We start from the raw sequence: 12,461 nt of genomic DNA on the forward strand, positions 1-12,461 counted from the left end.
TGGCTGATAACTCTGACCGGCTGCGCCGGCCGTCCCGGTGCCCAACCCGTACTCGGGCCGGCCGGCACCTGCCCGGATGGCGCGCGTAATTGCGCCATCCGGTTCAAATCATGGCTGGTCCGATCAGGGCCGGCCTGAACCCATCGACCTGGAAGCACGACAATGTGGGAAGCCCTGATGCTGCTGCGGCTGATCGCATCGGCCAGTCCGAGATTTTCACTGCCCGCCAATCATCCCGCTGCGCCGCCGGTGCTGCCGGCCGACACGCTGAAGGGCGCGGTCCGCCTGAGCTTCGCGGCCTGGCGTCTGTCGCTGCCGCTTTCGCAAGGCCAAAACGGCCACGGACATCATGACCGCAAGATCGCGTAAAACCTATTTCGTGCTTGCAGCCCTGCTGGTCGCACTCGCCACCATGGCGGTGCTCAAGGCCTATGGCCGCGCGACATCAGCCGAAGCCGCCGCGCCGGTGGCAGCGCCGCGCGCCGCCACCTTGACGGTCACCGTCGAGAAGGCGCGCGCGGAGGCGATCGCCTCGTCGATCAGCGCCACCGGCACGGTCGCGGCCTGGCAGGAGGCGACCATCGGCGCCGAGGAGAGCGGATTGCGGCTGACCGACGTGCTGGTGGCCGAAGGCGACGCCGTGCGGGCCGGCGATGTCGTGGCGCGGCTCGACGCCTCGCTGCTGAAGGCACAATTGGCGGAACAGCAAGCCGCCGTCACGCAGGCGCAGGCAACGCTGGACTCGGCCGTTTCAGCCGCCGCCCGCGCCAACAAATTGCTGGTGAGCAACGCCATCAGCGCCGAGACGGCCGAGGACAAGGCGACCGCCGTGAAGACCGGCCGGGCGCAGGTCGAGCAGGCGCAGGCGGCCGCCGACCGGCTGCAGGCCGAGCTCGACCGCACCACCATCCGCGCGCCTTTCGACGGCATCGTCTCCAGCCGCCCGGCGGTGGCCGGTTCGATCGTCCAGGCCGGCACCGAACTGATGAAGATCATCCGCGACGGCAGGCTCGAGGTCGGCGTGCTGGTTCCCGAAAAGGACCTGCCGGCCATTTCGGTCGGGCAGGCGGCCGATGTCGTCGACGCGGCCGGCCGCCACTTCGCCGGCAACGTCTCCTCGATCGGCCAGACGGTCAACTCCACCACGCGGCTCGCCACCGTCTATGTCGCGCTGGGCGAAGGCTCGGGCCTGAAGCCGGGCATGTTCGCCCGCGTCTCGATCGCGGGCGCCGCCGCGCAACAGCTCAGCGTCGCCGAGGCGGCGCTTGTGTGGCAGGACGGCAAGCCGGCGGTGTTCGTCGTCGACGCCGCCGGCAAGGCCGTCATCCATCCGGTGACCACCGGCGCCCGCCATGACGGCCGCGTCGCGATCGAAAGCGGGCTGGCGGAAGGTGATGGCGTCGTCGTCGCCGGCGCCGGCTTCCTCAGCGACGGCAATCTGGTGCGTGTCGCGGGCGCCGAGCAAGCAGCGGACGCCCGGGCGGCGGAGGCGGCGCGATGAACGCCATCTCCTCCTGGTCGATCCGCAACCCGGTGCCGACCATCGTCCTGTTCCTGTCGCTGACGATCGCCGGCCTGTGGGGCTTTTCGCATCTGCGCACCAACAACATGCCCGACATCGACCTGCCGACGGTCACTGTCACGGTCTCGCAGCCCGGTGCCGCGCCAAGCGAGATGGAGGTGCAGGTCGCCCGCGTCATCGAGAACACGGTGGCGACGCTCGAAGGCGTCGACGATGTCTCGACCTCGATCGGCGAGGGCTCGTCCGTCACCACGGTCGAGTTCACGCTCGGCACCGATCCGGAGACGGCCACCAACGATGTGCGCAACGCCGTCTCGCAGGTGCAGTCCAGCCTGCCGGCGGCGGCCGAGGCGCCTGTCGTGGCCAAGGTCAACGCGACGGGCAATTCGGTGCTGACCTTCGTCGTCGAGGCGCCGACGCTGTCCCCGGACGCGCTGAGCTGGTACATCGACAATGACGTCGCCAAGGTGCTGCTCGGCGTCGACGGCGTCTCCAAGGTGACGCGCTCGGGCGGTGTCGACCGCGTCATCCGCGTCGCGCTCGATCCCGACCGGCTCGCCGCGCTCGGCATCAGCGCCGGCGATGTCAGCCAGACGCTTGCCTCCAACAATGTCAACCAGCCGGGCGGCCGCACCACCATCGGCGGCCAGGAGCAGTCGGTGCGCACGCTGGCCAGCGCCACCACGGTCGAGGCGCTGGCCGACACGCGCATCGCGCTCGGCGGGGCCGGCGACGTCAGGCTCCGGGATCTCGGCACCGTCACCGACAGCTGGGAAAAGCCGCGCCAGGCCGCCTATTTCGACGGCCGGCAGGTGGTCGCCTTCAACATCTACCGCTCGGTCGGATCGAGCGAGATCGACGTGGTCAAGGCGGCGCGTGCGGCGATTGCGCAAATGGGCGTCGGCACGACCATCGCCAAGTTCACCGAAGTCACCTCGTCCTCCGGCTTCGTGCAGGAGAGCTATGATGCCGCGCTGGAGGCGCTCTGGCTCGGCGCTCTGCTGGCGGTCGGCGTGGTCTGGCTGTTCCTGCGCGACATCAGGGCGACGCTGGTCTCGGCCGTCGCCATGCCGCTGTCGCTGATCCCGACCTTCGCGGTCATGGTGGCGTTCGACATCTCGCTCAACAACATCACGCTTCTGGCGCTGTCGCTGGTCGTCGGCATCCTGGTCGACGACGCCATCGTCGAGATCGAGAACATCGTGCGCCACATGCGCCAGACCGGCGCCAGCGCTTACCAGGCGGCGATCGAGGCGGCCGACGAGATCGGGCTGGCCGTGGTGGCGACGACGGCGACCATCGTGGCGGTGTTCGTGCCGGTCGCCTTCATGCCCGGTATTCCGGGAAAGTTCTTTTTCTCGTTCGCCGTCGCGGTTTGCGTGTCGGTGCTGTTCTCGCTCCTGGTGGCGCGCATGCTGACGCCGCTGATGGGCGCCTATCTGGTGCGCGCCGGCGGGCACGACGAGGACGACATGCCGCGCTGGGTGCCGACTTATCTCTGGCTGCTGCGCAAGGCGCTCGACCATCGCTGGATCACGCTCGCCGCCGGCATCACCTTCTTCGCCGGTTCGATGCTGCTGGCGACGAAGCTGCCGACGGAATTCATGGCGGCGGCCGATCGCGGCCGCTCGATGATCTCGGTCGAATTGCAACCGGGATCGACCATCGAGCAGACCACCGCCGTAATGCAGGACATCACCAGCCGTCTCAAGGACGAGCCGGCTGTCGACAGCATCTTCGCCACCATCGGCACGGCGGCGTCGTCCGGCGGCGGTCCCAACCAGGGGTCGAGCTCGGCCGAGGTGCGCACCGCCAACATCACGGTCAACCTCAAGCCGCGCGCCGAGCGCGCGATGAGCCAGCAGCAGTTCGAGGCCGAGGCCTCGCCGAAGCTCAACGAGGTCCCGGGCGCGCGCATCCAGTTTGGCGCCGACGGTTTTGCCGGCGCCAAGGTGGCGATCACGCTGGTCGCCGACGATGGCGCCGCACTTGAGAAGGCCAGTACCGCGCTGATCGAGCAGATGAAGACGGTGCCGGGGCTGATCAACCCGAAGTCAACGGCGGCGACGACCAAGCCGGAGCTGATCGTGCGGCCCGACAGCGCCAGGGCGGCGGCGCTCGGCGTGACGCCGACCGAGATTGCCTCGACGGTGAAGATCGCCACCATCGGCGACACCGACACCAGCCTTGCCAAGTTCAATCTCGGCGACCGCCAGGTCTCGATCATGGTGACCTTGCCCGATGGCGCGATCGACGATCCCGCCAAGCTGGCGGTGCTGCCGCTGACCGGCAGCAAGGGCACGGTGCCGCTTGGCGCGGTCGCCGATATCGGCTTCAATGCCGGGCCGAACAGCATCACGCGGGTGGGGCGCAGCCGCAGCGCCACCATCGAGGCCGATCTTTCCGGGCTGACGCTTGGCCAGGCGACATCGGCGATCCGCGCCCTGCCTGTCATGCGCGACCTGCCTGTCGGCGTGCACGAACTGTCGCGTGGCGATGCCGCGCGCATGCAGGAGCTGTTTTCCGGTTTCGCCACCGCGATCGCGGCCGGCATCCTGCTGATGTACCTGACGCTGGTGCTTCTGTTTCGCGGCTTCGTGCAGCCGGTGACCATTCTGGTGGCGCTGCCGCTGTCGGTCGGCGGCGCGCTCGGCTTCATGCTGATCACCGGCAAGGCGCTTGGCATATCGCCGCTGATCGGGATATTGATGCTGATGGGCATCGCGGCCAAGAATTCGATCCTGCTGGTCGAGTACGCCCTGGTCGCGGAGAAGGAGCGTCGGATGAGCCGCTTCGAAGCACTGCTCGACGCCGCCCGCAAGCGGGCGCGCCCCATTGTCATGACATCGATCGCCATGGGCGTCGGCATGCTGCCGATCGCGCTCGGCATCGGCGCCGACGCCGAAACGCGCGCGCCGATGGCGATTGCCGTCATCGGCGGCCTCATCTCCTCGACCGTGCTCAGCCTCGTCTATGTGCCGGTCGTCTACACCTTCATGGACGACCTCCAGCGTTTCCTCGGCCGACACCTCTCCCGGTTGCTCGTGGAACGATCCGATGCCGACCGCCAGGCGGCGACCGCAACCCCAGCGAAAGATCCAGACCATGCCTATCCAGTCTAATCATTTTGCGCTGCCGATGCGCCGTTTCACGCCGTGGGCCGGCATGGCCTGCGCCGTGCTCCTGCTGGCGGCGTGCTCGCAGGAAGGCAGCAAGGCGCCCGCCGGCATGGGCGGCGTCGGCAAGCCGGAAGTCGGCGTCGTCACGCTGCATCCGCAATCGGTCGCCATCACGGCCGAACTGCCGGGGCGCACGGCGGCTTCGCTGGTCGCCGAGGTCCGCCCGCAGGTGGACGGCATCATCCAGCAGCGCCTGTTCAAGGAAGGCGCCGAGGTCGTGGTGGGGCAGCCGCTCTACCTCATCGACCCGGCCAGCTACCAGGCCGCCTATGACAGCGCGCTGGCGACGCAGCAGAAGGCGGAAGCGGCGGTGCCGACCGCGCAGGCCAAGTTCGACCGTTATGCCGGTCTGTTGAAACAGAACGTTGTTTCCAAACAGGATTATGACGATGCCGCCGCCACGCTGGCGCAGGCGCAGGCAGATGTCGCCTCGGCCAAGGCGAGCGTGGAGACCGCGCGCATCAGCCTCAACCGCACCTCGATCACCGCGCCCATCGCCGGCCGCATCGACAAGTCGACGCTGACGCCGGGCGCGCTGGTGACAACCAACCAGGCGACGGTGCTGACCACCATCCGCTCGCTCGACCCGATCAATGTCGACGTCACGCAGTCGAGCACCAACCTGCTCAATCTGCGCCAGGCGATCTCGGAAGGGCGGTTGAAGTTCAGCGGCCCCAATGTCTCGGTCAAGCTGAAGCTGGAGAACGGCACCATCTATCAGCAGACCGGCAAGCTCGAATTCGCCGGCGCCAATGTCGACCAGACCACCGGCACCTTTGCGCTCAGGGCCGAATTCCCCAATCCCGATCGGCTGCTGCTGCCCGGAATGTATGTGCGCGCGCTGGTCGAGGAGGGCGTCGCCCAGAACAGCTTCCTGGTGCCGCAACGCGGCGTCACCCGCAACACCAAGGGCGAGGCGACCGCCATGGTCATCAACGCGCAGGGCAAGGTCGAGACGCGCGTGCTCACCGTGCGCAACACGGTCGGCAACAACTGGCTGGTGGATTCGGGCGTCGGTGACGGCGACCGGGTCATCGTCGAGGGGCTGCAGCTCGTGCGCCCCGGCGGCGACGCCACCGGCGTCGAAGTGACGATCGACGAGGCGACCGGCGAAATCAAGGATCGCGCGCAGACCTCGTCGACCGCGCCCGCCACCTCCACCGTCGCCGACAGCGGCCAGAAGCCGGCGCAAGGCGCCTCGACCGGGAACTGAGCCATGTCAGGATTCTTCATCAACCGGCCGATCTTCGCCTGGGTGATCGCCATCGTGATCATGCTGGGCGGCCTGCTCGCGCTGCAATCGCTGCCGATCTCGCAATATCCGCAGATCGCGCCGACCACGGTCAACATCTCGGCCACCTATCCGGGCGCCGACGCCCAGACGGTGGAAAACTCGGTGACCAAGGTCATCGAGCAAGGCATGACCGGCATCGACAATCTCGACTACATGACGGCGACGTCGACCTCTACCGGGCAGGCCTCGATCACGCTGACCTTCACCAGCTCGGCCGATCCCGACACCGCGCAGGTGCAGACGCAGAACAAGCTGCAACTGGTGCAGTCGCAGCTGCCGCAGGTGGTGCAGAGCAACGGCATCACCGTGTCGAAATCCTCGACCGGCTTCCTGATGGTCATCGGCTTCGTCTCCAGCGACGGCAAGATGAACTCGACCGATCTCGCCGACTATGTCAACGCCACCGTCAACGACACGCTGAAGCGCGTCGAGGGTGTCGGCTCCACGCAGCTGTTCGGCTCGGGCTATGCCATGCGCATCTGGCTCGATCCCGACAAGCTCGCCAAATACGCGCTGATGCCGAGCGATGTCGCGAGCGCCATCCAGGCGCAGAACACGCAGGTTTCGGCCGGCCAGCTCGGCGGCCTGCCGGCGCGCAAGGGCCAGCAGCTCAACGCCACGGTGACGGCCAAGAGCCGGCTGCAGACGGCCGAACAGTTCCGCAACATCATCCTGAAGAGCCAGACCGACGGATCGCTGGTGCGGCTGAACGATGTCGCCACCGTCGAACTCGGCGCCCAGAGCTATACCACGCAGGCCAATTACAACGGCAAGCCGGCGGCGGGCGTCGCGGTCAACCTCGCGACAGGCGCCAACGCCATCAGCACGGCGGAAGCCGTGCGCTCGACCATCAACCGGTTGAGCTCGACCTTCCCGCAGGGCGTCGAGGTGGTCTATCCCTACGACACATCGCCCTTCGTTAGGCTGTCGATCGAGGAGGTGGTCAAGACGCTGGCCGAGGCGATCGTGCTGGTGTTCCTGGTGATGTTCATCTTCCTGCAGAATCTGCGGGCGACGATCATCCCGACCATCGCCGTGCCGGTGGTGCTGCTCGGCACGTTCGGCGTGCTGTCGCTGTTCGGCTATTCGGTCAACACGCTGACCATGTTCGCCATGGTGCTGGCGATCGGGCTTCTGGTCGACGACGCCATCGTGGTGGTGGAAAACGTCGAACGCGTCATGGCGGAGGAGGGGCTGCCGCCGAAAGAGGCGACGCGAAAATCGATGAACGAGATCACCGGGGCGCTGATCGGCATCGCCACGGTGCTGTCGGCGGTGTTCGTGCCGATGGCATTCTTCGGCGGCTCGACCGGCATCATCTACCGGCAGTTCTCGGTCACCATCGTCTCGGCCATGGTGCTTTCGGTGCTGGTGGCGCTGGTGCTGACGCCGGCGCTGTGCGCCACCATCCTGAAGCCGCCGAAGGACCATGCCACGCAGACCGGCCCCTTCGGCTGGTTCAACCGGATGTTCGACCGCGGCACGACGGCCTATCGCGACGGCTCGCACGGCATCATCAACCGGGGCAAGCGCTTCCTCGTCGTGTTCCTGGCGATCGTCATCGGCATGGGCTGGATGTTCGCGCGGTTGCCGAGTTCCTTCCTGCCGGAAGAGGACCAGGGCATCCTGATCACCAGCGTGTCCCTGCCGGTCGGCGCCACGCAGGACCGCACCGAGCGCGTGCTGGCGCAGGTGACCGATCACTACCTGAAGGACGAGAAGGACGCGGTCGAAGGCGTCTTCACCGCCTCGGGCTTCGGCTTCGGCGGCGCCGGGCAGAATGTCGGCATCGGCTTCGTGCGGCTGAAGGATTTCGATCAGCGCAAGTCGCCCGCCATGGCCGCGCAGGCGATCGCCGGCCGCGCCATGGGCGCCTTCTCCAAGATAAGGGACGCGCAGGTGTTCGCGCTGGCGCCGCCCGCCATCCAGGGCTTCGGCAACACCAACGGCTTCGACTTCTACCTGCAGGACGTCAACGGCGCAGGCCATGACGCGCTGATCCAGACGCGCAACCAACTGCTCGGCCTTGCCGCGCAGAGCAAGGTGCTGGCCAACACGCGGCCCAACGGCCAGGAGGACCAGCCGCAATTCTCGGTCGACATCGACCAGGAGAAGGCGAGCGCGCTGGGCGTCAGCCTTGCCGACATCAATAACACGCTGTCCAGCGCCTGGGGCAGCGACTATGTCAACGACTTCATTGATCGCGGTCGGGTGAAGCCGGTCTACATGCAGTCGGACGCCAATTTCCGCATGCAGCCGGAAGATCTCGACAAATGGCAGGTGCGCAACTCCAGCGGCGCCATGGTGCCGTTCTCGGCCTTCGCCTCCAGCCACTGGACCTTCGGTTCGCCCCGGCTCGAACGCTACAATGGCTCGGCCGCGGTCGAGATCCAGGGCGCGGCGGCGGCGGGCGTCAGTTCGGGCGCGGCGATGGACGAGATCGACAAACTGGTGGCGCAATTGCCGCCGGGCTATTCGCATGAATGGACGGGCCTGTCGCACCAGGAACGGCTTTCGGGCAACCAGGCCATGGCGCTCTACGCGATCTCGGCGCTGGTCGTGTTCCTGTGCCTGGCCGCGCTTTATGAAAGCTGGTCGATCCCGTTCGCGGTCATGCTGTCGGTGCCGATCGGCATCTTCGGCGCGCTCGCCGCGGCAACGATCTTCGGGCAGACCAACGACGTCTATTTCAAGGTCGGTCTGCTGACCACGATCGGTCTCGCCGCCAAGAACGCCATCCTGATCGTCGAGTTCGCCATCGAGCGGCAGGCGGCCGGAATGGGGCTGGTGGAAGCGACGCTGGAGGCGGCGCGACAACGGTTGCGGCCGATCCTGATGACGTCGCTGGCCTTCATCCTCGGCGTCACGCCGCTGGCGATCGCCAGCGGGGCGGGGTCGGGCGCGCAGAACTCGGTCGGCATCGGCGTGATGGGCGGCATGATCGCGGCGACGGTGATCGGCGTGTTCCTGGTGCCGCTGCTGTTCGTCACGGTGCGTCGGATCTTCAAGGGCAGGGTGGCCAAACCGGATACGGGTCCAGACACAGGCGAGACGCCGGCGACCGTCAACCAGCAGTAAGGAACTTCCCATGACAGGTTTTGAACGTGGCCAGTCGGCCGCGAGGCGGCTGCTTGCGCCTATCGTCAGCGCGGCGCTGCTCGCGGGGTGCGTCGTCGGCCCGGACTACCGGACGCCCATCCTGCCGATGCCGGCGAACTGGAGCGGCCAGAAGCCGGCGCAATCGGCACAGCCGGCGCAGCTCTCCAAATGGTGGCAGCGCCTGCGCGACCCCGAGCTCGATAGGCTTGTCGAGGAAGCGGTCGCCGGCAATCTCGATGTCGCCACCGCAAGAGCCAAGATCCGCGAGGCGCGCGCCAGCTACCGGCAATCCGCCGGCACGCTGTTTCCCTCAGCGACCGGCTCGGCATCGGCAACCCGCAACAAGACGGCCGCCGCCACCTCGGGCGGCACCGCCAGCGATGCCTACAGCCAGTACCAGTCCGGCTTCGACGCCAGCTGGGAACTCGACCTGTTCGGCGCCAACCGCAGGAGCGTGGAGGCGGCGCGCTACGGCGTCGATGCCTCGCAGGAGAACCTGCGCTCGACGCTCCTGACGCTGGTCGGCGATGTCGGTTCCTATTACGCCCAGGCGCGCGGCTACCAGGCGCGCATCGCGCTCGCCCGGCGTTCGGCCGCCTCGCAGCGGCAGACCGCCGAGCTGACCCGGACCATGGCGCTGGCGGGTTCGGCGACGGCGGCCGACGTCGCCAAGGCGATGGGGCAAGCGGCCAGCACCGAGGCCGCGGTGCCGACGCTGGAGGCAAGCTATGCCGAGGCGGTGCATCGCCTGTCGGTGCTGACCGGAAAGCCGCCGGCGGCGCTCAACGAGCGGCTGAAGCGCGCCAAGCCTATCCCCGCGCCAAAGCTGCCGATCCCGACCGGGGTACCGGCGGACATCCTTCTGTCGCGTCCCGACGTGCGGATGGCCGAGCGGCAATATGCGCAATACACCGCCAAGGTCGGCCAGGCCGAGGCGGCGCGCTATCCCTCGGTCAGCCTGACCGGAAACATCAGCACGACAGCCTACCAACTCGGCGACCTCGGCAAGAACTCCTCGATCGGCTGGTCGTTCGGGCCGACGCTCAGCGTGCCGCTGTTCAATGCCGGGCAGTTGAAGGCGGCCGTCGAGGTCGCCCAGGCGCAGCGCGACCAGTATTTCATCGCCTACCGGACCTCGGTGCTCACAGCGCTCGAGGATGTCGAGAATGCGTTGGTCTCGCTGGCGCAGGAGCGCGTGCGCATCGGCAAGCTCGGCTCGGCGGCGAAATCCTATGGCGATGCGGCACGCCTGGAAGGAACGCTCTACAAGGCCGGCGAGACCAGCCTGCTCGACGTGCTCGACGCGCAGCGTTCGCTCTACACGGCGGAGGATTCGCTGCTGCAGAGCCGCGTTCTTCTGGCGACCAACTACATCGCCCTCAACAAGGCGCTCGGCGGCGGCTGGGACGGCGCGGTCGACAGCGCCAGGCCCGAGATCGTCGACGTCAAGACAGGGCCAAGGCTGGCGGCGAAGCTCGCGAAGCCGTGAACAAGAAGTGCGATCCATACCGGCGAATGTCCGGCTATGCTGTGCAGGAGGCCATGAGATGTCGCAGCTCTACGATCTTGCATCCGGCGCGGTCCGGCGTGTCTATGAAAAGCGCATAGACGCGCCGCCGATCCTCGACTGCGCCACGGACTTCCCGAACGCGGCGAAATTCATCGCCGCCTGGCAAGACATACGCGACGAGGCGCTTGCGGCGAACCCGGGCAAGGCGCCACGCTTCCACGACATCATGCCCGAGCAGGCCGAGATTTCGGCCAATGACGGGTTGGACTGGCGCATGCTGGTGCTCAAGGCCTATGACCTTGGGGTTCCCGAGAACCTGGCGCGCATGCCCGTTCTGGCGGGGTTGCTCACGCAATGCCCGGAGGTCAAATCGGCGGCTGTCTCTTTCCTGGCGCCGCGCAAGCACATTCCCAGCCATCGCGGCCCGTTTCGCGGCATCATGCGCTTCCATCTCGGCCTGGTTATCCCCCGGCAGGCCGACGGGCGCCCGGCAACCATCATGATGATCAACCATCAGGAGCGGCGGATCACCGACGGTGAGGGCATGCTGTGGGACGACACGTTTCCGCACGAGGTGATGAACAATTCCGATCAAGGGCGGGTGGCGCTGTTGCTCGATGTCTGGCGTCCGGGAATGCCGCTCGACATGGAAATCCTGTCGAGGCTGATCGTGCGCGGCGTGCAGGCCGGGATGCGCCACAGGGGCGTGTCGTTTTCCGGCTGAAGCCGGCGGCGCCGGCACTGGCGCGCCAATACTGACCCTATCGGCCGCCTTCGCTGCCTCATGACAGGCGGTCAGGCTCGCCCTATCTCCCATGCCGCCGGCCTTTCGCGCATTGCGGCATGGAGGAAGCACAAGTGACATCGACGACGATAGCCCATCGCGAAGCGTCGCCTTTGCCGGTCGCGGCGCTGATGGGGGCCATGGTGTCGATCCAGATCGGCGCCACCTTCGCCAAGACGCTGTTCCCGGTGATCGGCGCGCAGGGCACGACGACGCTGAGGCTGGTGATCGGCGCGCTGATGCTGATCGCGGTGCTGCGGCCCTGGCAAATGCGGCCCTCGCGCGCCACTCTGCCCTGGCTGGTCGCCTATGGGGTAACACTCGCCGCACTCAACCTGCTGTTCTACGCCGCCCTTGCCAGGATTCCGCTGGGCGTCGCGGTGGCGCTGGAGTTTTCCGGTCCGCTGCTGGTGGCGACCCTGACCTCGCGGCGGGCCAGCGACTTTGCCTGGATCGCGATCGCGGTGGCCGGCATCCTCCTGTTGTCGCCCTTCATCCACTCGATGCAGCCGCTCGACCCGACCGGCGTGATGCTGGCGTTGGCGGCCGGCGGCTTCTGGGCGCTCTATATCGTGCTGGCACAGAAGGCCGGCGCCGAACTCGGCACGCGCACCACCGCCTACGGCATGGCGATCGCGGCCGTGCTGGTGCTGCCCTTCGGCATAGCGCAGGCGGGAAGCGGGCTGCTCGCGCCGTCCATCCTCGTCAGCGCGCTGCTGGTCGGCCTGTTCTCCAGCGCGCTGCCGTTCTTCCTGGAGATGGTGGCGCTGACGCGCATGCCGGCCCGCATCTACGGCACGCTGACCTGCCTGGAACCGGGCCTCGGCGCGCTAGCCGGTTTTTTGTTCCTGCACGAAAAGCTCACCATGCCGCAACTGGCCGGTGTTGTCGCGGTGATCGTGGCCGCGGCCGGTACGGCGCTGACGTCGAAGCCACAGGCGACACCATGCCCGCCAACTCGACGGCGGAAGACCGCTACAAGAACTACACCACCATCGCCATGTCGCTGCCGCACACCGAGGGCGACTATTCCCGCCACTCCTGGTGCGCGCATTTCGTCGAAGTGCGCGTCG

Annotated in this window: 7 protein-coding genes and 1 pseudogene; all 8 read left to right on the forward strand. The window is 67.4% G+C overall.

Features of this window, described 5'->3' with window-relative positions; translation table 11 throughout:
* Positions 1-177: 177 nt before the first annotated feature.
* Positions 178-369 (forward strand): hypothetical protein, encoded by a 192-nt coding sequence (locus tag J0I79_RS33050; protein ID WP_292869718.1) that lies wholly within the window; start codon positions 178-180, stop codon positions 367-369.
* Positions 350-1,501, forward strand: coding sequence for an efflux RND transporter periplasmic adaptor subunit (locus J0I79_RS33055; protein ID WP_292869721.1), 1,152 nt, complete (start codon positions 350-352; stop codon positions 1,499-1,501). The genes J0I79_RS33050 and J0I79_RS33055 overlap by 20 nt, the downstream gene beginning before the upstream one ends.
* Positions 1,498-4,644, forward strand: coding sequence for an efflux RND transporter permease subunit (locus J0I79_RS33060; RefSeq protein ID WP_292869724.1), 3,147 nt, complete (start codon positions 1,498-1,500; stop codon positions 4,642-4,644). Before J0I79_RS33055 ends, J0I79_RS33060 begins: the two co-directional genes overlap by 4 nt.
* Positions 4,628-5,914, forward strand: a complete 1,287-nt coding sequence (locus J0I79_RS33065) for an efflux RND transporter periplasmic adaptor subunit (protein WP_292869727.1) — start codon at positions 4,628-4,630, stop codon at positions 5,912-5,914. The genes J0I79_RS33060 and J0I79_RS33065 overlap by 17 nt, the downstream gene beginning before the upstream one ends.
* Positions 5,915-5,917: 3 nt before the next feature.
* Positions 5,918-9,073, forward strand: a complete 3,156-nt coding sequence (locus J0I79_RS33070) for an efflux RND transporter permease subunit (RefSeq protein WP_292869730.1) — start codon at positions 5,918-5,920, stop codon at positions 9,071-9,073.
* Between the two features lie 10 nt (positions 9,074-9,083).
* A complete protein-coding gene (locus J0I79_RS33075) occupies positions 9,084-10,583 on the forward strand; it encodes an efflux transporter outer membrane subunit (RefSeq protein WP_292869733.1) in 1,500 nt (499 codons plus the stop codon).
* A 58-nt stretch (positions 10,584-10,641) separates the two neighbouring features.
* On the forward strand, positions 10,642-11,328 hold the full coding sequence (locus J0I79_RS33080; RefSeq protein ID WP_292869736.1) for an aspartyl/asparaginyl beta-hydroxylase domain-containing protein: 687 nt from the start codon (positions 10,642-10,644) through the stop codon (positions 11,326-11,328).
* Between the two features lie 134 nt (positions 11,329-11,462).
* Positions 11,463-12,323: pseudogene (locus J0I79_RS33085) on the forward strand (DMT family transporter); the annotation flags it as partial.
* Between the last annotated feature and the right edge of the window lie 138 nt (positions 12,324-12,461).

The organism is Mesorhizobium sp. (genome assembly GCF_017306585.1).
Classification (GTDB): Bacteria; Pseudomonadota; Alphaproteobacteria; order Rhizobiales; family Rhizobiaceae; genus Mesorhizobium.